Origin of the sequence: Bradyrhizobium sp. 61, assembly GCF_023073075.1 — a bacterium.
Taxonomy (GTDB): domain Bacteria; phylum Pseudomonadota; class Alphaproteobacteria; order Rhizobiales; family Xanthobacteraceae; genus Bradyrhizobium; species Bradyrhizobium barranii.
In genome coordinates this window covers 25583-49851 of the sequence record NZ_JADPIU010000109.1, presented here as the reverse complement: position 1 = coordinate 49851, position 24269 = coordinate 25583, and the positions used below count along the sequence as shown (strand labels likewise).

Annotated in this window: 24 protein-coding genes and 1 tRNA gene; 10 read left to right on the top strand and 15 right to left on the bottom strand. The window is 61.6% G+C overall.

What is annotated here, in order from left to right:
* Positions 1-352: 352 nt before the first annotated feature.
* The 4 genes from IVB46_RS41650 (at position 353) to IVB46_RS41635 (ending at position 3685) form a co-directional block, all read left to right on the top strand.
* Complete coding sequence (locus IVB46_RS41650) at positions 353-1792, top strand: DUF1254 domain-containing protein (RefSeq protein WP_247345532.1); 1440 nt, start codon at positions 353-355, stop codon at positions 1790-1792.
* Positions 1793-1901: 109 nt separating this feature from the next.
* Positions 1902-3014, top strand: a complete 1113-nt coding sequence (locus tag IVB46_RS41645) for a biotin/lipoyl-binding protein (RefSeq protein WP_247345529.1) — start codon at positions 1902-1904, stop codon at positions 3012-3014.
* 60 nt (positions 3015-3074) lie between these two features.
* Positions 3075-3506 carry a hypothetical protein gene (locus tag IVB46_RS41640; protein WP_247345527.1) on the top strand — a complete coding sequence of 144 codons (432 nt, stop codon included), beginning with the start codon at positions 3075-3077 and terminating at the stop codon, positions 3504-3506.
* Between the two features lie 89 nt (positions 3507-3595).
* A tRNA-Ser gene (locus IVB46_RS41635) sits at positions 3596-3685 on the top strand.
* A 154-nt stretch (positions 3686-3839) separates the two neighbouring features.
* Here the strand turns inward: IVB46_RS41635 and IVB46_RS41630 are convergent.
* Positions 3840-4196 (bottom strand): hypothetical protein, encoded by a 357-nt coding sequence (locus tag IVB46_RS41630; RefSeq protein WP_247345524.1) that lies wholly within the window; start codon positions 4194-4196, stop codon positions 3840-3842.
* Between IVB46_RS41630 and IVB46_RS41625 the strand changes: the two genes are divergently transcribed.
* The 3 genes from IVB46_RS41625 (at position 4195) to IVB46_RS41615 (ending at position 6084) form a co-directional block, all read left to right on the top strand.
* Entirely contained in the window at positions 4195-4365 is a 171-nt protein-coding gene (locus IVB46_RS41625) for a hypothetical protein (protein ID WP_187387971.1), read from the top strand. The two genes, IVB46_RS41630 and IVB46_RS41625, sit on opposite strands and share 2 nt — an antisense overlap.
* Before the next feature lie 267 nt (positions 4366-4632).
* Positions 4633-5370 (top strand): ATP-binding protein, encoded by a 738-nt coding sequence (locus IVB46_RS41620; RefSeq protein WP_247345519.1) that lies wholly within the window; start codon positions 4633-4635, stop codon positions 5368-5370.
* Positions 5371-5457: 87 nt separating this feature from the next.
* Positions 5458-6084 (top strand): response regulator transcription factor, encoded by a 627-nt coding sequence (locus IVB46_RS41615; RefSeq protein ID WP_063981767.1) that lies wholly within the window; start codon positions 5458-5460, stop codon positions 6082-6084.
* A 523-nt stretch (positions 6085-6607) separates the two neighbouring features.
* Here the strand turns inward: IVB46_RS41615 and IVB46_RS41610 are convergent.
* The 7 genes from IVB46_RS41610 to IVB46_RS41580 all read right to left on the bottom strand — a co-directional run bounded on the left by IVB46_RS41610 (position 6608) and on the right by IVB46_RS41580 (position 13943).
* Positions 6608-9736: a multidrug efflux RND transporter permease subunit gene (locus tag IVB46_RS41610; RefSeq protein ID WP_247345516.1), complete on the bottom strand. Its 3129-nt coding sequence runs from the start codon at positions 9734-9736 to the stop codon at positions 6608-6610.
* Positions 9733-10977: an efflux RND transporter periplasmic adaptor subunit gene (locus IVB46_RS41605; RefSeq protein WP_247303817.1), complete on the bottom strand. Its 1245-nt coding sequence runs from the start codon at positions 10975-10977 to the stop codon at positions 9733-9735. The genes IVB46_RS41610 and IVB46_RS41605 overlap by 4 nt, the downstream gene beginning before the upstream one ends.
* A 35-nt stretch (positions 10978-11012) precedes the next feature.
* Positions 11013-11498, bottom strand: a complete 486-nt coding sequence (locus tag IVB46_RS41600) for a DUF992 domain-containing protein (protein WP_071911293.1) — start codon at positions 11496-11498, stop codon at positions 11013-11015.
* Positions 11499-12098 carry a hypothetical protein gene (locus IVB46_RS41595; RefSeq protein WP_247303815.1) on the bottom strand — a complete coding sequence of 200 codons (600 nt, stop codon included), beginning with the start codon at positions 12096-12098 and terminating at the stop codon, positions 11499-11501.
* Positions 12095-13231, bottom strand: coding sequence for an AI-2E family transporter (locus IVB46_RS41590; protein WP_247345512.1), 1137 nt, complete (start codon positions 13229-13231; stop codon positions 12095-12097). The genes IVB46_RS41595 and IVB46_RS41590 overlap by 4 nt, the downstream gene beginning before the upstream one ends.
* A 51-nt stretch (positions 13232-13282) precedes the next feature.
* Positions 13283-13519, bottom strand: coding sequence for a hypothetical protein (locus IVB46_RS41585; protein ID WP_071911297.1), 237 nt, complete (start codon positions 13517-13519; stop codon positions 13283-13285).
* Positions 13520-13745: 226 nt separating this feature from the next.
* A complete protein-coding gene (locus IVB46_RS41580; RefSeq protein ID WP_208072594.1) occupies positions 13746-13943 on the bottom strand; it encodes a hypothetical protein in 198 nt (65 codons plus the stop codon).
* Between the two features lie 240 nt (positions 13944-14183).
* Between IVB46_RS41580 and IVB46_RS41575 the strand changes: the two genes are divergently transcribed.
* On the top strand, positions 14184-14894 hold the full coding sequence (locus IVB46_RS41575) for a Bax inhibitor-1/YccA family protein (protein ID WP_063981774.1): 711 nt from the start codon (positions 14184-14186) through the stop codon (positions 14892-14894).
* Between the two features lie 6 nt (positions 14895-14900).
* Here the strand turns inward: IVB46_RS41575 and IVB46_RS41570 are convergent, their stop codons facing one another.
* The 7 genes from IVB46_RS41570 to IVB46_RS41540 all read right to left on the bottom strand — a co-directional run bounded on the left by IVB46_RS41570 (position 14901) and on the right by IVB46_RS41540 (position 19737).
* Complete coding sequence (locus tag IVB46_RS41570; protein WP_028152030.1) at positions 14901-15404, bottom strand: DUF1269 domain-containing protein; 504 nt, start codon at positions 15402-15404, stop codon at positions 14901-14903.
* A 187-nt stretch (positions 15405-15591) separates the two neighbouring features.
* A complete protein-coding gene (locus IVB46_RS41565) occupies positions 15592-17364 on the bottom strand; it encodes a proton-conducting transporter membrane subunit (RefSeq protein WP_247345508.1) in 1773 nt (590 codons plus the stop codon).
* The gene (locus IVB46_RS41560; protein ID WP_014493399.1) at positions 17364-17705 is read right to left on the bottom strand and encodes an NADH-quinone oxidoreductase subunit K; all 342 of its coding nucleotides are present in this window, start codon (positions 17703-17705) and stop codon (positions 17364-17366) included. Before IVB46_RS41560 ends, IVB46_RS41565 begins: the two co-directional genes overlap by 1 nt.
* Positions 17702-18631, bottom strand: a complete 930-nt coding sequence (locus tag IVB46_RS41555) for an MnhB domain-containing protein (protein ID WP_247345505.1) — start codon at positions 18629-18631, stop codon at positions 17702-17704. Before IVB46_RS41555 ends, IVB46_RS41560 begins: the two co-directional genes overlap by 4 nt.
* 11 nt (positions 18632-18642) lie before the next feature.
* Entirely contained in the window at positions 18643-18936 is a 294-nt protein-coding gene (locus IVB46_RS41550; protein ID WP_247345502.1) for a monovalent cation/H(+) antiporter subunit G, read from the bottom strand.
* Positions 18933-19223 carry a monovalent cation/H+ antiporter complex subunit F gene (locus IVB46_RS41545; protein WP_071911305.1) on the bottom strand — a complete coding sequence of 97 codons (291 nt, stop codon included), beginning with the start codon at positions 19221-19223 and terminating at the stop codon, positions 18933-18935. The genes IVB46_RS41550 and IVB46_RS41545 overlap by 4 nt, the downstream gene beginning before the upstream one ends.
* Positions 19216-19737, bottom strand: a complete 522-nt coding sequence (locus IVB46_RS41540; RefSeq protein WP_247303802.1) for a Na+/H+ antiporter subunit E — start codon at positions 19735-19737, stop codon at positions 19216-19218. The genes IVB46_RS41545 and IVB46_RS41540 overlap by 8 nt, the downstream gene beginning before the upstream one ends.
* A 360-nt stretch (positions 19738-20097) precedes the next feature.
* On the opposite strand from IVB46_RS41540, the gene IVB46_RS41535 reads away from it, so the two are divergent.
* Together IVB46_RS41535 and IVB46_RS41530 are read left to right on the top strand one after the other, a co-directional pair.
* Positions 20098-21207: an efflux RND transporter periplasmic adaptor subunit gene (locus IVB46_RS41535; protein ID WP_346016165.1), complete on the top strand. Its 1110-nt coding sequence runs from the start codon at positions 20098-20100 to the stop codon at positions 21205-21207.
* Positions 21204-24269, top strand: a complete 3066-nt coding sequence (locus IVB46_RS41530; RefSeq protein ID WP_071911307.1) for an efflux RND transporter permease subunit — start codon at positions 21204-21206, stop codon at positions 24267-24269. The genes IVB46_RS41535 and IVB46_RS41530 overlap by 4 nt, the downstream gene beginning before the upstream one ends.

Sequence of the window (24269 nt, the reverse complement as noted above, 5' to 3'; positions counted from 1 at the left end):
TCAGCCCTCCAAGAGCCGACCACCCATGAATCATTGAAAAATTGATTCGGGAATCCTATAAATCGCGATGAAATCAACAATCTGCCAAAGTAGTGCTAGTTACGGGCTGATGCGCCTGCTCTAGATCTGTCTGGCGCGCGCACTACGGGTTCGAAGACCGAACGCAGGCAATAGATTGGACGCCGCTGCAGGCCATTGCTCCGCGGCCGGAGGCCGCGCTTGCCGAATCTGCATAGCGGGTCACCTCGTCTTCGGCAAAATGACAAGCGGACGAGGCGCTTGGCGCGCGATACCCGTCCACCACGGAAATGGAGTATTTTTGATGCCAAAGCGATCGATCCAGAGCTCTTACCTGCTGACCAAGCGCGGTCTTTTGCGATCCGCCGCATTGGCGACCGTCGTCGCGGCTGGAGTCAAATCGAGCCACGCCTGGGCCCAGTCGTCCGAGCGTCCCGGCTTCTTCAAGGTCAAGGACATTGCCGAGGCCGGCTTCATCTATGGCCTGCCGATGGTGATGGCCTATGGCGTCATGAATGAGTATGCTGTCGACAAGTCGTCGGGCCAGTACAAGGCGCCGTTCAATACGCTGTTCAACGAAGCGCGCGTCTTCACCTACGAAGATACTGCCGTCATCACGCCCAATAGCGACACGCCGTATTCGCTCGCATGGCTTGACCTGCGGGCCGAGCCCATTGTCTTCTCGGTGCCGGCGATTGATCCCAAGCGCTACTACGCGCTGCAGCTGAACGACCTTAACACGTATAATTTCGGCTATGTCGGTACACGCGCCACCGGCAGCGATGCCGGAAGCTATATGGTTGTCGGCCCGCGATGGACCGGCGTGACGCCCCCCGGCGTCAAGAAGGTGTTCCGTTCGACCACCGATTTCTGCCTGGCACTCTTCCGGACACAGCTGTTCGACCCGGCCGATATTGAGGCCGTCAAGAAGGTTCAGGCCGGCTACAAGGTGCAGCCACTTTCCAGCTTCCTGAACCAGCCTCCGCCCGCGCCTGCGCCGGCGCTTTCTTTCCCCAAATTCGAGAAGGACCTCGTCCGCACCGAGTTCTTCGAATACTTGGATTTCGCGCTTCAATTCGCACCGCCGCTGCCGGAGGATCGCTGGATTCGCGAGCAACTGGCGCGGATCGGCGTGGGACCGGGCAAGAGCTTTGACTTCCGCAGCCTGTCGCTCGAAGACAAGGCCGAGATCCTGCTCGGCATGAAGGAGGGCGAGCGCAAGGTCACCGAGGCCGTCGCGACCCTCGGCAAGGACATCAACGGCTGGCGCGTCGGCGCGTCGTTCGGCGATGCCGCATTCTTTCATGGCGACTGGCTCTTGCGCGCGGCAGCCGCGAAGGCCGGCATCTATGGCAACGACGCGGTGGAGGCCATGTATCCTCTCAGCAAACTGGACGCCGATGGCAAAGAACTCGACTGCTCCAAGTCGAACTACGCGCTGACCTTCCCGGCGGCACAGCTGCCGCCGGTCAATGCCTTCTGGTCGGTCACGATGTATGACGGCAAGACGCAGCTGCTGGTGAAGAACCCCATCAACCGTTACTTGATCAACTCGCCGATGCTGCCGAACATGAAGCTCGGCGCCGACGGCTCGCTGACGATCTACATCCAGAACAAGTCTCCGGGAGCGGACAAGGAGGCAAACTGGCTGCCGGCGCCGGATGGTCCGATCTATGTGGTAATGCGGCTGTACTGGCCGAAAACCACGCCGCCGTCGATTCTGCCGGCTGGTGAGGGGACGTGGAAGCCTCCCGTCCTCAAGCGCGTCTCGTAGAGACCGGATTTGCGCCGGTGTCGTGGATGCAAGCATTTGGCCGATACTGCCGTGCTATCGGGCTTGTTAGTGTGCAATCCCGGTGCACGGCAGATAGAGGAATTCAGTCGTGCTCATCATCCTGACGGTGTACTTGATCCTGGTGTGGCTCGTCTTCTTCAGGTTCAAGCTGGTGCGACGGGGTTGGGCGTCCGGCACCGTCGCAGGGCTGTTCGGTGCATTCATCCTCGCGGTGTTTCTCGCGATGTTCAACTATCTCACCCCGTCGGGAAGCTTTGTTGTGATTTCCCGCGTCATGGAGGTCACGCCGAATGTGTCCGGCGAGGTGATCGACATTCCGGTCAAGCCTAACGAACCGGTGAAAGCCGGCGCCGTGCTGTTGCGCATCGATCCGGCGCCGTTCCAGTACAAGGTCGACCAACTCGAGGCCTCGCTCGCCCAGGCGCGTCAGCAGGTCAAGCAATTGACTGCCAGTTACGAGCAGCAGGCGACTGCCAATGTCGAGGGGCTGTCCAAGCAGCTCGCCTATCACACCCAGCGGCTTGCCGATTACCGCAAGCTCGTCAGCGAGGACGCGCAGACCGAGTTCCGCCTGCAAGACATCCAGGTGCAGTACGAAACGGCCGGGTTTCAGCTACAGGCAGCCAAGGGTGCGCAATTGAATGCGCGGCTGGCTATGGAATCGGAGGTCGGCGGGGTCAATACGACCGTCGCGCAGATCCAGGCCCAGCTTGACCAGGCCAAATGGGAGCTCGAGCAAACAACGATCCGTGCCGTCGGCGACGGCGTTGTTACGATCATGGCCCTGGCGGTTGGAGACCGCGCCATGCCGGCGCGATCGGTAATGTCGTTCGTCGTCACGGACGATATCCTCATCACGGGCATGTTCCCCCCAAACGGATTCAAGACCATCAAGCCCGGCGCGCGCGTCGAGCTCGTGTTCGACGACGACCCCGGCCGCATCCACGAAGCGACGGTCGGGACCATCCCGCAGGGCGTGGGGCAGGGCCAGATCGCGGTCTCGGGTACGCTGGCGCGCGTCGGCTCGATCGGCGGCGCCAAGGTCTATCCGGCTGCCATTTCCATACCGAAAACCATCGACCGCAGTCAGCTCAAGCTCGGCATGCCCGGCACCGCCACCGTGTTCGCGGACAACGCCGGCGTCATCGGCTTGCTCATGTCGATCCTGGTGTGGATCGGCTCGTACACGGCATATTTATAGACGCCTCCCTTTCACTGCCGGCTCCAATCGGAAGTCAATCCAGGTGTCCCCGGAGAAAAAATGAGTCTTCGATCTACAGGCGCTGCTGCGGGCATCGTCTCGGTCACTCTTCTCGCCCTCTTGTCCTCGGGCGCCCGCGGCTACGCTCAGCAATCGACAGGTCAATTGTTGATATCATCGGGGTTTAACCCCATCGCCGCCACCACGCCGGAGATGTTGAATCGGCTGATGTCGTTTCCACCCAATCAGTTCCAGCTGCGGCAAAAGGGCGGGCGTCCCTACTATGTCTACGCGGATCCCTCCGGATGCACCTGTGCGTATGTCGGCAGCGTGGCCGCCATGAATAAATATCGCGCCAGTTATGGCGCATTGCCGCCAGATACGCTCTCAGCAGGTGGCTTTACGGATCCCGAGCAGAACCTGATCAACAGCATGGACAACGACGAGGCCTCGGCCCAATTCAACAACGACGTGTTCGGTCCGGACTTTTGAATACCCCTATGGTTGACCGGTGAAGCTGGTTACGCTCCAATTGCATGCCAGTGCACAGAAAGAGCGCCTTTCGGCCCGGATAAGTCGAGGGGGTGAGACTGGCAAGTCATTGATTGTTCTCAACCCGTGGCTGTCTCTTAATCAGCGGGTCCCAGGTTCGAGCCCTGGTGCGCCCACCATATCGAAAGCCCTATTAGCGCGGGGTTTTTCCATTTCAGGCGACAGAGCAAAGCGCGTCTCGTGCGACGCTTTTGGTGGTCGGACATCGCACCGTGCGTCGACTTGGCAATGTTCGCGAGATGTTCTTGCTGGTTCGCATCACCGTCGCGCTCGTCATCTCGCATGGTCGCCAGTATCGTCCATGACTTGTCGCACGCCCACAAGAGCGTCGCGTTTCGTCGCAGTTGTGACGTTTCGCTGGCCGACGTCGAGGATGTCCCAGGCGAGATAGGCGCACAAAAGCGCTGCCAGCGCCGTGACCATCATGTAGACCGAGACTGGCCAGCTCGCGTCGCCACTCCACTGCACCAGCCGCGTCGAAATCAGTGGCGTAAAGCCGCCGACGACAGCGCCGCTGACTTCTTTTGCGAAGACGAGACCATTGTAGCGGATCCGCGTGTCGAACAGCTCTGAATAGAACGCCGCGATGGATCCGGAGATCGATGCGACGCCGAAAGACAAGCCGACCATGCCTCTGTTGATTTCCGAATTACGGAATTTCAAAGAGGTGGCCCGGGCGGAATATGGAAAGACGTCTTACCTAAACAGCGGCGGACTGTTCTGCGGCGCAACACCCTCGCCGGGCCGCTCGATTGCTGCCGCCGCCGTCAAGCGGGCGATGACACAGCGCGCAGATTGACGGACGCGTCTTCATAATCGCGTTTTCGCCGACCCACATGCTGCTCCTTACCTGCAGCTCCTTGATCTGAATCAGGGAGCATCGCGCCAAATTTGGGATGCTCGGCACACGACGGGGATTGGCTGCCTAGAGGATTTCTACGTAGTGGCTTATACTGATTGCGTGGTCAGTGTGTCGCGGCGGTAGGCTAAATTTATCGGAGAATTGTCTGCATATGCCAGGAAACTAGCGGTGCGAAAGTTAGCACTGCAGGAAGGCGAGTGTATCATGTCCCTTCAGGAGACACCGGTCAGCCGACATGTTCGAAATGCCTCCGGAGGATCGAGGCATGCGCGCAAGGCGAATTCCGAACAGTTCGCTCTGCAGGAAAAAGTTCATCGTCAAATTGCGTCGGAGCTTCACGATTCAACGTGCCAGCATCTGGTGGCGGCGAGCCTCATTCTGATGCAAGTAAGGAGTGCGCTAGGCGATCCTCTGAAGGCGACGAGACATTGCGATCAGCTCGACATCTCGATCGATCGCGCTATGAAGGAATTGCGGTCTCTCACATATCTGCTTCACCCTCAGGACCTGTTTGAAGGAGGGCTCAAGACGACAATCGAGCAATTCGCAGAAGGGCTCGCAGCCCGAACGCCGCTGAATATTGAGGTCTCGATATCGTCCGCGGTCGACGGCCTGCCATACGGGGCGCAGCGAGCGTTGCTGAGAATTGTTCAGGAGGCCCTGACGAACGTTTACCGCCACGCCAAGGCGACACAGGTCGTCATAACTATCGGGATGAGGGACAGGAAGTTCAAGCTCGAGGTCCGAGACGACGGACAAGGCATGGTCGCTGCAGATGGCGCATGCCGCTTTCGTCCGTGGGCACCCGGAGCGGGAATCCGTATCATGCGAGCTCGATTGCAAGAGATGGGAGGGCAGCTTGAGATATTATCGGCACCCACAACGCTGCGGCGCGGAACCATCCTGCGCGCGACCTTTCCATGCGCTCTTGCGCGCGAGTGAGATGGTCCGGTTGGAGATGCTGCTGAAACGCAGCGCCCATAGCTCGTCCAGGTTCTCTTGCGACAAGATCATCGAGGCAGCCCTCTCATGAAACGAATTCTCATTGCTGATGATCATGATGCTGTTCGATCCGGGCTACGGGCGGTCCTCGAGCAGCGGCCGGGTTGGATGATTGTCGCCGAGGCGTCCGACGGAAGATCGGCATTTGAGGCCGCTCTCAAAGAGCGGCCCGATGTTGCGATCGTCGACTTCTTCATGCCGCGCATGACGGGACTGGAAATAACTCGAGGAATAAAAAAACATCTCCGCGAAACTGAGGTGCTGATCTTTACCGCGCACGAATCCGGAGTGCTGGCTCAAGAGGCGCTTCAGGCGGGTGCGCGCGCGTTCCTGGTCAAGTCGGACGCAAACAAGCTGCTGTTGGCTGCCGTTGAAGCGCTAATGGCACGTAAGCCATTCGTTGGCGGACGATTTTGTGGTCAGTCGGGTCGAGAAGACGAAGCCGGCGAGGGGCATGTGAAGCTGTCTCCGCGAGAGCGGCTCGTTGTCAAGCTCGTGGCCGAGGGGTACAGCAACAAGGGTATCAGCGCGATGCTGAGCTCAAGCGTGAAGACCACGGAAACGCATCGGGCGTCGGCCATGGGAAAACTGGGGGTCAATTCGATAGCTGGACTGGTCCGCTACGCGATCCGAGCTAAATTGATTGAAGAGTGAACGAAATCAGCGGCTGCCGGCCCGCCGCGCTTCGCAACCGATCGCGGCGGTGAAGCAGAGCTGATCGCTGCGGAAGCGCAGCTCTGCCCTTTCCCGTCCGCAAAGGGATCGCGGACGGTCACCTCCACCGCCACCCGCAATGGCGGCGACCGCGATGCCACCAGCAAACCCAACGGCGCCTGCGCGGTCGCGACCGCCCCCAACCGGGGCCATGCGGAGGACCCCACTGCGCCTGCGTCGCGAGATCCGTGGTTATCGCGGCCCGTCCCAGATTTGCGGCGACCGGCATAGCCTCCGCTGTCGCAACGAAACGAACGCCGATTGCGCCGACAGCTGCGGCGGCGACGGCGCCCTGCGCAAGACCAAGGAAGGCACGACGTGTGGGAGCGTTCATTGTTCTTCTCCTCTCTTCTTGTTACGCAGTTTCAAGCACGGACAACGGTAGCGGGGAACGGCAACGCCGGCATCCGTCGAAACCCTGAGCAACAGGCTCGGAGTATTCGCGCCGTCCTGGATACTCGGGTCACGTGGTTTGCGCCGGGACCGGTCGTGCCTTCGCGCGCTCGCGCAGGCGTTGAAACGTGACGTAGAGCATCGGCACCATAAAAATCCCGATTGAGCTTGCGGCGAGCATGCCGGCAAAAACAGCGGTCCCGACCGCCCTGCGGCTCAGCTCGGCGGCGCCGGTTGCGAGTACGAGCGGGAGGAGTCCGAGAATGAAGGCAACCGAGGTCATCATCACCGCGCGGAACCGCATATGCGCCCCCTGGATCGCGGCCTCCGCAAGCTCTGTGCCGGCTTCCCGTCGTTCCTTCGCGAATTCCACGATCAGGATGCCGTTCTTGGCGGCAAGCGCGATCAGCACCACGAGGCCAATCTGGCCGTACAGATCGAGATTGAGGCCGGCGATTTTAATACCGATATATGAGCCTAGAACGCCGACAACGACGGAGAGCAGCACCGGGATCGGGATCACCGTGCTCTCATACAGCGCCACCAGGAACAGATAGGCGAACAGCACGGCGAGCGCGAGCACCACCCCGGTTTGTCCTGCTGCCTGTTGCTCCTGATAGGCGGTGCCGGTCCACTCGAAACTGTAACCTGCAGGCAGCACGTTGTTGGAGATCTCTGCCATCGCTGCCATCGCGGTGCCGGACGAGACGCCTGGCGCCGGGCTGCCGTTCACCGTCACTGAACGATAATTGTTGTAGCGGGTAATGACCTGAGGCCCGGTTACGATCTTGATGCCGGCGAGCGACCGCATCGGAACCATCTGACCCGTGCTATTGCGGACATAGATGCGCCAGATATCGGAAAGGTCGGCGCGATCGAGCGCCTCCCCCTGCACGTTGACCTGCCAGGTACGTCCATAGAGGTTGAAATTGTTGACGTAGATGCCGCCCAGCGTCGCCTGAAGGGCCGTGAAGATATCGCTGATGGTCACGCCAAGTGCCTGCGCCTTGCGTCGATCGATGTCGAGATAGATCGATGGATTGGTCGCGGTGAAGGTCGAGAACACTCGCGTCAGCCGCGGATCGGCATTGGCCGCTCCGATCAACGCACCCGTGACACTGGAGATCGCGGCGGGGCTCTGTCCTTCCAGCGCCTGGAGCTGGTACTCGAACCCGCCTGAGGTGGAGAGTCCGATGATCGGCGGCATATTGAACGGCAGTACATTGGCCTGCCGGATTTGCGAGCCGGCTGCGTAAGTCTGCCGGATCAACGCCTGCACCGAATCCGCGGCCGCCTTGCGATCGGCAAACGGCTTGAGGCGCGTCACCACCAGCGCGCTGTTGGGCTCGGACGCCCCGTCAAGCAGGGAGAAACCGATGATGGCCAGAACATGGTCGACGGCCGGCATCTCCTTCAGGACGTCCTCGATCTGTTTGGTGACTTCACTGGTCCGCGCAACGGATGCACCGTCCGGCAACTGCACCGAAGTGAAGAAAGCGCCCTGGTCTTCCTCGGGGAGGAACCCTGTCGGCGTCAGGTGCGACATCCCGAAGATGCCGGCTGCGAACACGGCGACCAGGATGAGCGAGAGACTGGCCACGCGCAGCAGCCGTCGTACGCCGCCGCTATAGCGATCTCGGATCCAGTCAATGCCGCCAAGAACGTGGCCGATCATGCCGCGCCGGGGTCCAGTATGCCGCAGGAACAGCGCGCACAAGGCGGGCGACAAGGTCAGCGCATTCAGTGCCGAAATCATCATGGCGGCGCTGATCGTTACCGCAAATTGCCGAAACAGCGTGCCGGAAATGCCGGGAATGAAGGCGATCGGAACAAAGACGGAGAGCAGCACCAACGTGATCGCGATGATCGGTGCCGTGATCTGCGTCATGGCCTTCTTGCTTGCCTCGACTGGCGAAAGATCCGGTTCCTCCTCCATCACTCGCTCGACGTTCTCCACGACGACGATGGCGTCATCCACGACGATGCCGATGGCGAGCACCATTGCGAGCAGTGACACGGTATTCGCGGAATAGCCAAGCATCAGCAGCACCGCGAAGGTGCCGACCAGGCTGACCGGTACGGCAATGGCTGGTATCACCGTGGCGCGAAGGTTGCCGAGGAACAAATAAACCACGATCACGACCAGGACGAAGGCCTCTCCCAGTGTCCGCAGAACCTCCGAGATGGTGTCCCGTACGAAGCTCGTGGAATCGTACTGCACGAGATAGCTCAACCCCGTCGGGAATCGCTTCGATAGCCGCTGCATCGTGGCCGCGACCGCCTGCGCTGTCGTCACGGCATTGGCGCCCGGCGCCAGATAGATCGCGAGAGGCACCGCGGCGCGCCCGTCGATCCGCGCTTCGCTGTCGAGGTTCTGCGCGCCCATCTCGACCCGGGCGACGTCCTTGACGAGCAGCGTCGAACCATCCGGGTTGGCGCGCAGCACGATATTGGCGAACTGGTCGACCGTCGCGAGCCGCCCCAGGGTCTGGACGTTGAACTGGAATTGCTGGTCGTCGCTGATTGGACGCGCGCCGATGCGGCCGACCGGCGCCTGGACGCTTTGCGTTCGAATTGCCGCGATCACGTCCGAGGGCGTGAGATTGAGGCTGGTCAGCCGCTGCGTATCGAACCAAATCCGCATCGAGTAGTTCATCTTGGCGAACAGGTTAGCTTGGCCAACACCGGGCGTGCTGGAGATCGCGTCGAGTATGTTGATGATCGCGTAGTTGGTGATGAACAGCGGATCTTGCTGGCCGTCGGTACTGTAAAGCACCAGAAATTGCAGGATCGCCGACGATTTCTTTTGCACGGTCACGCCCTGCTGCTGCACCTCGGTGGGCAATTGCGACAGCGCGCTCTGCACCCGGTTGTTAACATTGACGGTGTTGATGTCGGGATCGGTGCCGAGTGCAAACGACACCGTCAGGGTGTAGCTGCCGTCGTTGCCGCTCGTCGATTTCATGTAGAGAGCTCGATCGACGCCGATCACTTGCGCTTCGAGCGGTTGAGCGACGCTGGCCTCCACGACCTCGGCAGACGCGCCGGGAAAGGTCCCGGCAACCGTGACCTGCGGTGGCACAATGTCCGGAAATTGCGCCACCGGGATCCGTGTCAGCGCGAGCGCACCTGCAATGGTGATGATGAAGGCCACGACCATCGCAAGTCGCGGGCGATCGATGAACACGGCGGACATCATGGCTTTTTGTCCCCCGGGCGCGGATCAGTTGAACCGCCATGGTCCGGCTGCGAAGGCGCGTCGCCTGTGCCGGCCTTCATGCTCGACTGGATCAGCGCGCTCGCCGGGCCCGGAGAAACCGCCTGACCAGGACGAACTCTTTGCAGGCCTTCGACGATGACCTTGTCGCCTGCCGCGAGGCCGCTGATGACGGAGGCGATGGTGGGCGTCGATTGCCCCAGCTTGATGCGGCGTTGTTCGGCTTTATCGCCGGCGCCAACGGCGAGGACATAGTCACCCTGCTGGTCGGACAGCACCGCCGAACGCGGGACCGCCAACACTTCGATGGGCTGGACACCTTCCAGCAAGACCGTGACGAACTCGCCGTCAGTCAGTTCGTGAACGGTTACGCCCGCGGCGGACGGCGCGCGCAGGATCGGGTTGGCGATCTCGCCGCGCACGGTGATCGTGTCCGTGTTCTGGGCGATGGTGTTGTCGACAAAATCCAGCTTGCCGGACTTGCCATACATGCGGCCATTGGGCAGCCGCAGCCGGATCACCACGGCTTCCAAGCCTCCCTGCGGACCATAGCGTTCGCGTAGTTCGAGCCCCTGGCGCAACGGCACCGGGAAGGTGACGTACATCGGATCCTGGCTGACGATCGTGGTCAGGACGCCCGAGCTGGGACCGACGACATTGCCCTCGGTCACGGCCGTACGTCCGATCTTGCCGTCGATCGGCGCGCTGATCATGGTGTAATCGAGGTTGATCTGTGACGCATCGACTTGTGCCTGCGCGGCCTGGACCTGGGCTTCCAGGCTGCGTTGGTTGGCGATCGCCGCGTCGTAGGTCGATTGCTGACCGGCCGGCCCGCTGAGCAGCGTACGCGCCCGGTCGGTCGTCAGCTTGGCGTTCTCGAGCATCGCTCGGAGCTGGGCCACCTGCGCCTGCTTTGACGCGAGATCGGCCTCGAACGGACCGCGCTCAAGCCGGTAAAGCGGGTCGCCCTTCTTGAGCTCGGCACCCTCGACGAACAACCGCTGCTCCAGGAATGCGGTGACGCGAGCCACGACATTGACGCGATTGACCGCCTCGATCCGCCCGAGAAATTCGTTGGTCTCGGTGATCGGTCGTCTGATCGCTTCCACGATGCCGACAGCGGGCGGAGGGCCTGCGGCTGGCTGTGACCAGCCCGTGCCGCCAGCGATGAATGTCAGGAAACCCGCCGCCAGCATCCTGACCGAGACGTCCGCAAGGTCCATTTTCCGCTCCTTGCTCCGGGGGGCGGGACAAGCCGCTATCCCGGTCCGCGCGGGCCGAGTGTCAGGTTCGTAACGCCTGCCGCAAGGTTCAATCCGATCGATCGCTCGATCGACAGAGGCTGGAGCGTAATCGTCCGGCGAGAGCCTCCGATCAGAACGTTCGCTCCGAGACCGGGGCCGAACGCGACATTGCCGCTCGCCCCCACGTAGTTCCCGCGCAGCGTGCCGGGGCCGACGCGCGAGTTCCTGGCGAAGACGGCCCATGAGAGGGTTCCTGCGCTGGTCACGCCGATGTCGAGACCAACGCGCCTGATCCGTCCGTCGTAGACGTACTGCCGGGCCGGGCGTCTCGTGATGAATATACAACGAAGCTCCTGCGCGGAGCCAAGCACCAGCCCAACGCGCGGAGTGCTGGTGCATACGAGCCGGCCGACCCTGAAGGCCTCGGCGCGTGCGGGCAGGGCGTCGGCGCACATCAAGGCGGATCCAGAGATGATCGCAAGAAGCAGGTTAATGCGCATTCAGGCCTCCATTTGACTTCCGGTGTCGGTGGGCGAACTCCCTGGGCTGCGATCCTGGCGAAGCCAGAACGTGATGCCGAGGCCGATCAGCAGGACGGCGCCCAACAGGAAGAAGATGATGGATTGTTGTAACCAGGATATCGCCGGAACCGTGACGCCCATCGCAAGGCCGAGGAAGGCAATTTGCGGCGAAAGAAGACTGACGCCCGCGAGGAAGGTGCCGAGCGCAAGTAACGTGAGAAGGACGAGGCTGGTTGCCGGTGTCGGCAACAATTGCTGAACGCCTGACACCAGCATGATGTTCATCGTGACCAGGACGGCAACCCAGTGCAGCGCCTGGGTCCAGATCAGTCGCCACCGGGCCTCCTTGCCATCGACCTCCGGCCATTTGTTGATGACGCACACAACGCCGATGGCAAGCGCGAGAAATTCCCAATAGCCAACGAGAGGCTGGTGAGAGGCGTTGGTATAGGCGACGCCCGCGACGGCGAGCACCAGTGCTATGATGTAGGGAAGTTGCTGCCACAGAAAATGTGTCATCCGCGAGTGCGCCGGGGATGGCTCCATTCCATTGTTCCGTTCGGCTCGAATCTCGCTCATGGCGCGCCCATTTGCGATGGTCCCTTGTTGGACATCCGCCCGCTGCTATCGCCGAGGTAATCCTCGACGTAGAATCTAATGATCGCGACCCGGCCGACGGCGACCAGCGGCATGGCGAGTGCGATACCCATCACGCCTAGCATTGCGCCCAACAGTACGATCGCGACCAATGTCCATGCGGGAGGAATTTCGACCGCCTGGCGCTGGATCAACGGGCCTGTCACATAGCCCTCGATCGATTGAATGATTGTGTAGATGACGACGGCCCAGATCAGCAGCGATGCGCCGAGCGGCATCGCGACGAGCGCGATCGGGATCGCGGCAAGGATGGGTCCCAGATACGGAACGAAGTTGGAAAGGCCCGCCTGCAGCCCAAGCACGAAGGGGCCGGGAAGCCCGATCAGATAGAGCGCGACCCACACGCACAGTGTCATTAGGATGATGCGGATCAGCTGTCCGACGAACCACAGCCGCAGGACGTTTCCCATCTCGTTCATTACGGCGCGTGTTCGGGCGCGATAGGAAGGCTTCGCCAGCATCACCAGACTCTCGCGATGGCTGGTGGGATCAAAGGCGAAGAGGATACCGAGGAACGCGATCACCAGCACACCGGTCAGAAAGCTCGACGCTCTGCCAACGACGAGCTGGGCGTGGCTGAAGAACCGGCCTTGATCGGACAGCAGCCATTGCGCAAAATCGCGCCCCGATTCCGGACCAAGCAGATCGACGCCGTAGGTCAGAAGGCGTTGCTGCAAGACGTCGAACTGGGTGTCCATGACCTTCAGCAGGATGCGTGTTTGCTCCGGCAGCTTGCCGCCTCCCCAGACGAGGCCTAGTCCGACCAAGGTGGTGAGCAGCAGCAGCACGAATGTCAGCCGCCAGACACGATTGAGTGGAATTAGTAGCGCCAGTGCGCGTGCGGCGGCATCCAGAAAGGCAGCAAACAGTACGCCTGCGAAGATGATGAGGAGACTCGAGGCGGTTTGCCATACGAGGAAGAGAGCAACGCAAGTGGCGAGCAGGGCGAGACCCGTTGCGAGAAAGCCGCGCCGCCTGTCGGTCATGCCCTGGTCTGGAGGCTCACGGACCACGACCTCGCGCGGTTGCTCTTGTCCTGTCCTCACGTCGATCATCGATCGGGTGTCTCGGCGGCGGATTGCAATGACGAACTGTCGCGCCGGGGCTCAGGTGCGAACACGGCGGCTGCCATAATGGGGATGCGAGCCGCCGCGATGACGCCAGTAGCGATGCTTGGTGGGGTTCGTATTCGTATTTGGCGCGGCGGTGCTTGGGGCAGGTGTCGTGACCTGCTTTGGCACGGATGCGGCCGGATCGGTCGTCTGCGCCTGGGAACTGGTCGACTGCGCGGTCGCAATCGATCCGGCAAGGATCAAGGCACCGCAAATGGTCCGGACATTCATGTTTTTCTCCAACTGACCCACAACAACACTTCAGATCGAGAAAGCGCCGACGGCCAACGCATAGACGCGGACGGCGAGCCCTCAACCCCGGAGATGAGGTGGGCGGAAGGGTCGAATTTGAACGGGGTAGGCCGGCCACCCTCGGTTACGAGACTAGAGGCAGCTTCTCGGTCGGCGCATCAGGGATTCTATGTAGAGGGCAAGGCAGGAAATCGGTCGACCGCCTCTAATGAGGACTTGCCGATCCGGGCGCGGCGGCCGGGGTGACCAACACGAAGCTCGCGCGGAACAACTCGCCTGCCTTGGCGAGTTCAGTCGCGATATGCCTGGCGTGCAGAACGGCGGCGTCATGGTCGGCGCACTCGCATCCAATTCCGTCCGGACAAAGGCCGTTTTTGTCGACGATGTGAAAGAAGTAGCGCATGCGAACGGATTAGGCCGGTGCGTGACCAGCTTCCAGTGACAAAGGTGTAAGAGTCCAGGCAAAAAGGATGAGAAGCCTGGGGCAACCCAAGGTTACGTTTCGGTAAGTCGCTCTGGCGGATACGGGTATCCCGAGATAGGGTGATATATCTTCCGGCGCTCGGGTGATCATCCGATGTCCCCGCAGGGGCCGGACCGCTAGCTTGGTTTGTTCATGCGAACCAATCCGAGGAGGCAAGCGATGTCGAATTATGATCCGAATCTGACTGCCTCAGGCACTGGTGGCGGCGCGCTTGCGATCGATCCCGGATTGCGCGCCTACATGCTGCGCATCTACAATTATATGGCCGCGGGCGTGGGCCTGACTGCAATTGTGGCGTGGCTGACGTATCAGCTCATGGGTCCCGCATTGCTTGAGAGCCCGTTGATGTGGGTTTTCATCCTGGCGCCACTCGGGCTGGTGTTCTTCATCGGGGCGCGCATCAATACGCTGTCGGTGGAAACGGCGCGCATTCTGTTCTTCGTCTATGCCGCGCTGGTCGGCGTCTCGCTCTCGACGCTGCTGCACATCTACACCAGCGCCTCGATCACGCGCGTGTTCTTCATCGCGGCCGCGATGTTCGGGGCTCTCAGCGTCTTCGGCTACACCACGAGGCGCGACCTGTCCGCGGTCGGCAGCTTCCTGTTCATGGGCCTGATCGGCATCATCGTCGCAAGCCTGGTCAATATTTTCCTGAGGTCGACGGGGCTCGATTGGTTGATCTCGATCGTCGGCGTTGGAGTCTTTGCGGGACTTACGGCCTATGATACGCAGCGGATCAAGGCGATGTACGAGAGCAGGGACGATGCGACGACGGCAGGCCGCAAGTCGGTGATCGCGGCACTGTCGCTCTACCTCAACTTCCTCAATCTGTTCATGATGCTGCTGCGCCTGCTCGGCGGTAGGCGGTAGGCGGCTTCAGGCCGCCGGCCGCTCGGCCGCGCTGGCGAGCGCATCGCGCAGGATCTTTTCCTTGGTCTCGTCCAGGGACGTTTTCAACACGACTCCGCCGGCATCCTTGATTTCCTTCAACACCTTGTCTGCCGTCATGTTCTTGATCAGGACGAAGAGCGCGGCGTTGCCGGTGTGGAGCGAAGCGGACAGCTCCTTCATGAAGGAATCGTTGATGCCGAAATCGGACAAGGCGCCTCCAAGCGCGCCGGACGCAGCGCCGACCGCGACACCGATGATCGGATTGAGGAAGAGCACGCCGACCAGGAGTCCCCAGAAGCTGCCGGTAATCGCGCCCGTCGCTGTGGTGTTGACGAGCTGGTTGAGCTTGATGTTGCCGTTCTCGGCCTTTACGGCGATCACGGCGTCACTGATGGTGATCAAATATTCCTTTTGCAGTTTGAGCAGCCGAGTTCGGACTTCTTCGGCCTTTGCTTCGGTCGGGTATACGATCGCAACCAGATCAGACATGAAGACCTCCTTGGCATTCCCGCAGGGACCGCGGGAAGACTGATGCCAACTGCATGGCGCGGAGACTAAACGGCGAATTGCAAGCTCGACATCCGAGAAAACCCTTGGGCGCGGGAGAGAATGTTCCGGATCATGAGAGCAGGGGAATCCCTCGGCCCGATCTGCGCGATCCGGCTGTTCTGAGTCTTCAATTTGCTGCGAACATCGACGCGGCGAGCAGCAGCGACACCAGGAGCAGGGAGATGCCCGCGGCGGACCATTGACGGAGAACTTCGTCGCCTCTTTCGATAAGGCTGCCGAATCTAAGACAGCCGCGCCGGAGCGGACCGACCACTCTCATGAGCGCTTTCCAGGCCGCGGATGAGCCCAGCGGGTGTGGCCACGGGCTGAGCAGGATCGCGAGCGCCGCCCCTCCCAGCACAGGCAGGAGCAATTTGGATAGCGCGTCGATGCCGAACAGCTTCGATGTGGCATCATACGGGACCGGCAAATACGAATCCCAGGGCAGCAAGCCAAGGAACAGAGAACAGAGGGCCAAGGCAAGTGCAGCAAGGTCCCGGCTGAGCGGTGCTGGGCCGATGAGGGTAATCGGCTGGTCTGATGGCGCGAACGCATGGGACAGGACTAGTACGACATAGGCGGTCGTGAACATTCCGCCGGCCTGGAGCACGACGGCCCACCACCACTGCCCCGTCCTCGCCGTGTCCTGGAGCAATAACTCCTTCGCGAGTGACGCTCCGCTCGGTTGAACACCCATCAAGGCGATGCCGCCAATTGCGAACGCCAGGACGCTCAAGGGCAGGGCCCGTGCGACACCTCGCAGTCCGGTGATGCGATCGTGGCCGAGCCCGGTGTAGATTGATCCGACGGCCATGAACATCGCCGCCTTGGCAGTCGCATGGGAAACCGCCTGCAACAGGCCGCCCGCCAGGGCCTGGTCACTTTCGAGCTTTCCGGACGCGCCGAACGCAAGAGGAAACATCAGGAAGAGATATCCGATCTGAGCCAGCGTCGAATACGCAATCAGGAGCTTGAGGCGCTCTTGCCGGAGAGCGACAACGCTTCCGAACAAGATCGCTCCGGTTCCAAGCGCCGCGAGCAATTGTGCGGCAGCCAAGCCGGGCAAACCCGGCATGACGTCGAACCAGAGCCGCACAAGGATGAAGAACGATCCCTTCACGACCAAGGCGGACAGGATCGCGCTAGCTGCGGCCGGTGCGCCGGCGTGAGCGGGTGGCAGCCAGAGGTGCAACGGAAAGAGTGCAGTTTTGGCGAGGAGACCGGTCGTCATCAAGGCTGCCGCGATGAGCACGCCGGAGTCCGCGCTCACGCGATGCGACAACAACTCGATATCAAGGGTGCCGTAGAGACCATAGAGCAGCGCGGTGCCCATCAGGTAGAGGACCGAGCCGAGCAGTGCGAAGAGCAGATACCGCAGCGCGGCCCGAAGCGTCTCCGCGCGACCGTCGAGAGAGACCAGAGGCACTGCGGCGAACGTCAGCAATTCCAGCGCAACATACAGCGTGAAGAGGTCTCCCGCGACGAAGATCGTGTTCAGCGCGCCCCAGATTGCCAGAAGCAGGATCCAGAATGCGAAAGGTGCGCGCGCTTCGACAGATTGAGGACGAAAATCGGTTGCGGCAAAAATGGCGACCGCGCAGATCACGACCGCCGTCGTCGCGAGCATGACCGCCGACAATCCGTCCGCGCGGAGGGCTACGCCGAGCGGGGGTGGCCAGGCGCCGAGTAGGTAGGCGAGGTGGCCGTCGCTCCGAGGCAAGAGCACGAGAACGGCGACAGCAATCGCCAACCCGACCGGTACGACCGTGGAGGCAACCTGCCGGACGTAGCGCTCGCCGAGAGCAAACGCCAGCAAGACGCCCGCGACCGGCATGACGATCGACAGCACCAGCAGGAAGCCGCCGGCGGTGGTCACCAGCGCGGGGGCGGGGGGCAGCATCAGTGACCGGACGGATCGGAGCGCGGGCTCGCCGCCGCCCGACTGTTGAGCGTCGTGGAGCCTGCGATCTGAAAAAGCCGCAGCAACAAGGCGATCGCCAGAGCCGTAGCGGAAAACGCGACCACGACTCCTGTGATCACCAGGGCCTGCGGCACCGGGTCGTTGCCAAAGCCCGCTGCGGCGCCTCGCCGCCCGACGATGCCGAACAGAAGAAACACGCCGCTGCCGAGCAGGTTGAATGCGATGATCTTGCGAAGCGGTTGCGGATTGGCAATCAGGCCGTAGAGCCCGAGCCCGACCGCCGCGGCGGCGCATAGTCCGAACACCGTCACGGCGCTCATCGCTCAGCGCTCCTTTCAGGTGCACCGGCGAGCAGCAGGCCGAGCGTCGTCGCGATCGTCAGGAGCATCGCGACCTCAATGCTCAGAATTAGCGGCTTGGCGAACGCAACGGGATAGGCAAGGAACGCCGCCCCAAAACAGAGCCCGCCAAGGCCGACGGCAAGGAATAGGCCGGGGCCGGCGACCAGGATGAGACGTAGCCATCGACTGCGCACGGGCGGGGTATCCACCAACCCGGCCATGATCACCAGCAGCCACATCGATGCGAGAACCGCGCCGCCCTGAAATGCTCCGCCGGGGTGATCCGCGCCCGTCCACAGGATGTAAATGCCGACGACGATGCCGGCGGGTGGCAACAGGCGCGCAAGAAAGGCGAGAACACCATTTGGATCAGCCTGGTGGCGTGGTCCGGGACGACCGCCCCAGGCCTGATCCGACGCAAGCGACCAGACACCGACGATGGCGAGCAGGAGCACGACCTTCTCGAGCATGGTGTCCATTCCGCGGAATGCCATGAGAACGTTGGTGACGGGGTTGGTCATTCCGGTCGCCCCGGCATTCGCGACGACGGCGGGCGCGAGCGTTGGCGCCGGATCGGGCAGCAGCAGGATCGTGACGGCCAGCGCTGCCGCGATCGACGCGGACAGTATGGCCGCGCTCAAGCGCACGATCAGGCTGGGCCCTTCCGTTGTCATCGCCTCGGTATCGCGCAGCCGGGCCGCCGCACCCAACAGCACGACGCCGCCCAGGCCTCCGCCAATTGCAGCCTCGGTCAGCGCGACATCGACGGCGTCAAGACGGACCCAGATCAGCGCAACCAGCAGTCCGTAGGCGATAAAACCGACCGTGGCCGAATAGGTGTCGGGGACGGCGATCGTCCAGATGGCGAGGCCCAGCACCACGGCGGCGAGCGCGATCTCGAACACTGTTGCGATGTTCATTTGCCTGACCCGCTCTGACGTGCCGTGCGCGCGATCAATTGGGAGACGGTGGCGCCCGCGAGCAGCACGAACATCCAGATGCTGATCAGCTTCAGTCCGTCGCGCAGGCCTCCTGTTTGGGGGAGCAGCCCTAGCACGACGAAACCCAGGCCGAGGTTATCGGCCTTGCTGAGCGCGTGCAGACGAGTCAGGGTGTCGGGAAAGCGAAGAAGGCCGACGGTGCCGGCGAAAAAGAAGAATACGCCTGCCGACACTCCCGCAACCGTGATGATGTCGCGTGCGATGCTCATCTGTCCTCCCCCGGATCGGCCCCATCGGTTTCGAGGCGGGAGAGCCCCTTCTTGACGAATGCGATGGATGCGAAAGTGGCGAGCAGTGCCAGTATCAATGCCACGTCGACGGCCGCCGGCACGCCTGTCACGGTGCCGAGCAGCAGCAAGACGGCAATGCCGGCAGTCCCGATCAGTTGCGCCGCCATCATCCGGTCGGCATCTGTCGGGCCACGCAAGATGGAGACCAGCCCGAGCCCCAGCATCGCCAGGATCAAGCCGACTGCGGCAGTGAGGAATTCAGTCATTGTAGAGGGCCCGAACCAACGCCGCTTCCTCCGCGGCAAGTTCGGCAACGACCGGTTGCTCGACGTCGAGACAGTGATAGACGAGCTGCCCGCTCTCCTCCCCGGTTGGCACAGTGCCAGGCAAAAGGCTGGTGAGTGTCGTGAACACGTTCCGTTGCATCCCGCGTGAGAGGCCGGTCGGATAGAACACAAATCCCGGCCGCAGCGGCAGCCGGGGATCGAGCGCGCGGCGTGCGACGTCTACGCCGGCGACCACCGATTGGTATAGGAAAAGCAGCGCCAGGCGGACCATGGCAGGAATTGACCGCCGGGATCTGCTCGGCTCCAGCAGGTGCAGGCTTGTCCAGGTTGCTGCCGCGATTGCTGCCGCCGCGGCAGGAATATCTGTCGGATTGGCGCCGGCAAGCACGAGCCAGAGGCAAAGGAAAAATGTGGCTCTGAAAGTCGCAGTTCGCCACGATCCTCCAACCGCGACGACGGCACGCCCATATCGATCACCTGAGGACCCTGTCATCCCGGTTTCCTCGGTTGCTCCCGGATTGTGTCGTCCGGGTCTGCCGTGTTTTGAGGAAGCGCGTTTGCGCGCCCCAGACGAGAATTCAAACGGCGGAGCCGCGGCAGGGGTCGCGACTGCTTCTCCTGACGATTGCATCATGCGTCGTGGACGGAACCGGCGACATCGGGTGATTGCCTGATCATGTCTCAGGAATCTGCTGATGGCCGAGCACGGATTCCATCCGGCACCACCGAGTAGATTTACCGATGTTGACGGCGGACTCCTTCGGCAAAAATGCGGATGGCGGTACCGGGGAAAATGCGACTGCGGACTGAGCAATCCTCCCGGCAAGATCTCACTCCCGGAACGGAACAGGTCATGTTCATGCACGGCAGCCGATCCGCGCCCCGAAACATCCTCACATCGACGCTGGTGACGGCGTTCTCGCTGATGCTGGCAGGATGTGGACGGGAAACCGAAACCAAGGACGCATCTCCGCCGCGGATCGTACGTACAGCGACCGTAGAAAAACGCAAGGTCACAACGCCGCTGACATTCTCCGGACGGGTCGAGGCAGAAGACGAGGTGAATGTCGCATTCCGGATCTCGGGACGATTGTTGAGTAATGACACCAAGATAGGCGACCGGGTCAAGGCCGGCCAGGTGCTGGCACGATTGGAGTCGCAGAATGAACTGAGCACGCTGCGGCAGGCGCAGGCCTCCCTTGCCGCCGCTCAGGGGCAATTGACCCAGGCGCGCAATCACTTCGATCGTCAGGAGACGCTGTTGGCGCAGGGGTGGACCACGCGCGTCAACTATGATGCCGCAACCCAGGCACGGCAAACCGCGCAATCGCAAGTCGATGCGGCCGAAGCGCAACTGAGTTCTGCGCATGACCTCGTTGGTTTCACCGAACTCAAGGCTGATGCACCCGGTGTGATAACAGCCACAGGTCCGGTCGCCGGCGAGGTCGTCCAGGTCGGGCAGATGATCGCCAGGATCGCACGGCAGGACGGTCGCGATGCGATCTTCGATGTCCCCGCTCAATTGATCAGGTCGGCCTCCACCGATCCAGAGATTACTGTCAGCTTGGCTGACGATCCGTCGATAACGGCGCGAGGGCGCATTCGCGAAGTCGCTGCACAGGCCAGTGCTGTGACCAGAACCTTCGAGGTCAAGGTCGGCCTGACGGATCCGCCAGCCGCGATGCGGTTGGGTGCGTCAGTGATAGGGCGAGTGAGTACCACTGCAGGGCCGATGATCGATATTCCATCTTCCGCGCTGACTAGGATGAACGAGCAGCCCGCCGTATGGGTCGTCGACCCGGCCACCGCCACGGTCGCGGTGCGCAATGTGGACGTGCTGCGATTCGATGAAGCGCAGGCCATCATTTCCCAGGGGCTCGACATCGGCGAAATAGTTGTCACCGCCGGCGTTCAGGCGTTGCATCCGGGTCAGAAGGTCCGGATTCTTGGATCCGAGCCATGAGCGGAATTAATCTTTCCGACTGGGCTCTGAAACACCGTTCGCTGGTCGTCTATATGATGATGATTGCGGTGGTCGGGGGGGCGCTGTCCTATTTCCGGTTGGGGCGCAACGAAGATCCCGCCTTCATCATCAAGACCATGGTCGTCCAGGCCGCGTGGCCCGGCGCAACTGTGGAAGAGACGATGAAGCAGGTGACTGAGCGCCTCGAACGTCACTTGCAGGAAACGCCGCATCTGGATTTCCTGCGGAGCTTCACAAGGGCCGGTGTCGCGACCGTCTTTGTAAATCTGAAGGGGAGCGCGAATGCGAAACAGGTGGCCGACACCTGGTACCACGTACGAAAGACGATCGGAGACATGCGTCACACACTACCCGCAGGCGTGATCGGGCCGGGGTTTAATGACGAATTCGGTGATACGTTCGGCATCATCTATGGCTTTACCAGTGACGGCTTCACTCAGCGTGAGTTGCGCGATCGGGTCGAGGACATCCGCTCAAGGCTGCTTCTCGTACCTGACGTGTCAAAGATTGAGCTTCTGGGCGAACAGGATGAAGTGATCTTCGTCGAGTTCTCCACGAAGGAGCTTGCGGCCCTCGGAATTGATCGGTCCGCTCTTATTGCGGCGCTCCAGTCGCAAAACATCGTGCGTCCGGCAGGAACGATTCAGACCGGCTTGGAAAGCATCTCGATTCGGGTATCAGGCAGCTTCCAGTCGGAGCAGGACATCGCCAACATCAATTTTTCCGCCGGCGGCCGCATGCTTCGCCTGAGCGATATTGCGCAGGTGCGACGCGGCTACACGGATCCGCCCCAGCCGATGTTTCGGATCAATGGCAAACCGGCAATAGGCCTTGCAATCGCCATGCGGGATGGCGGCGACATTCTCGCGCTCGGCGCCAATATCAGAAAGGCAATGGCGCAAATCACCGCGGATCTACCCATTGGAATCGAGCCCAGCCTGGTCGCGGACCAGCCCGTTGTCGTCGACCAGGCGATCCGCGAGTTTACGGTCTCGCTGATGCAGGCGATCGGCATCATCATGGTGGTGAGTTTCATCAGCCTGGGCGTACGACCCGGCCTGATCATCGCGCTGGCCATACCGTTCACGCTGGCGATCGTGTTTCCGATCATGGGACTTCTCAGCATCGATATGCAGCGAATATCGCTTGGCGCGCTCATCATTGCGCTCGCATTGCTGGTCGACGATGCGATGACCACGACCGATGCGACGCTCAGTCGGCTCGCAGAGGGCGCCAGTAAGATCGAGGCGGCAACTTTCGCATATCGGACCCATGCAATGGCGATGCTCGCGGGCACGCTGGTGACGATAGCGGGCTTTATACCGGTCGGCTTTGCCGCGAGTTCCGCCGGTGAATACACGTTCTCGCTCTTCGCAGTGGTCACGATCGCACTGCTGGTTTCCTGGTTCGTTGCGGTCATTTTCACGCCACTGCTCGGAGCAGCGATCCTTGTTCCGCCGAAGCAGACAAGTACGGCGGATCCGGGCAGGATCTTCCGCATGTATCGGAGTTTCCTGACTTTCGCGATGCGCGCGAAATGGCTGACGATCGCGATCTCCTTGGCGCTCTTCGTTTGTTCGGTGCTTGCGCTGCCGCTCATCCCGCGACAATTCTTTCCATCGTCGGACCGTCCCGAATTGCTCGTGGACCTGAGCTTGCCGCAGAACTCGTCAATCCACGCGAGCGAGGCTGCGGCAAAGCGCCTGGATGCTGCCCTCTCGACCGATGCCGATGTGGCGCGGTGGAGCACCTATGTCGGGCGCGGCGCCATCCGCTTCTATTTGCCCCTTAATGTTCAGCTCCCGAACGATTTCTTCACGCAGGCCGTGGTGATCGCCAAGGATGTCGCTGCACGCGAGCGCCTGCATTCGAAGCTCGAAAAGCTGCTCGCGCAGGAGTTTCCTAACGCGATTGCGTTCGTTTCTCCGCTTGAGCTCGGACCGCCGGTTGGATGGCCGGTGCAGTATCGGGTCAGTGGGCCCGACGTGGAGCGGGTGCGCGAAATCGCGCTCAAAGTCGGACAGATCGTAGCCTCCAGTCCGGACACCAAGCAGGTGAATTTCGATTGGATGGAACCCAATCGCCAAGTGCGTATTCGCGTGGACCAGAACGAGGCTCGCCTTCTCGGCCTCAGTTCGCAAGCGATCGCGACAGTCCTGAATACGGTCATATCCGGCACACCCATTACCCAGGTTCGCGACGATATCTATCTGGTCAATGTGGTGGCGCGCGCGACCAACGAGCAGAGGGGCTCGCTGGACGGTCTGCGCAACTTGCAGGTGGCGCTGCCGGGTGGGCAGACTGTTCCTCTCAGCCAGTTCGCCTCCTTCGAATATGACCAGGAGTTTCCGCTCGTCTGGCGGCGCGACCGCATTCCGACCCTGACGGTTCAGGCTGCCATTGCCGGCGACAAGCTGCCGGAGAGCGTGGTTACGTCGCTCTCGATGGCGATCGAGAACTTCAGAAAGAGCCTTCCTTCGGGGTACAGCGTCGTCGTGGGTGGCACCGTGGAGGAAAGTCAGAAGTCGCAAGCGTCTGTGCTGGCAGTGGTGCCGGTGATGCTGTTCGTCATGTTTACCGTCCTCATGGTGCAGCTCCAGAGCTTTCCGAGACTGTTCATGGTGCTCAGCGTGGCGCCGCTCGGCCTTATCGGCGTGGTTGCAGCGTTGATGCTGTCCGGCAGGCCCCTGGGTTTTGTCGCCATTCTCGGCGTGCTCGCGCTGCTGGGCATGATCAGCAAGAACGCGGTCATTCTGATCGGTCAGATCGACGCCGAACGCGCTTTGGGCAAGACGGCCTGGGACGCTGCGGTGGATGCCAGCAGTTCCCGTTTTCGGCCGATCATGTTGACGGCCGTATCGACTGTTCTCGGGATGATTCCAATCGCGCCAACAGTATTCTGGGGACCGATGGCATTCGCGATCATGGGCGGACTCCTTGTCGCCACCGTTCTGACGCTGGTCTTCCTGCCGACGCTGTATGTAGCCTGGTTTGCGCGGGACGAGAAAGAGCAACCGTCCGCGGGATCGCGCCCGGCCTGA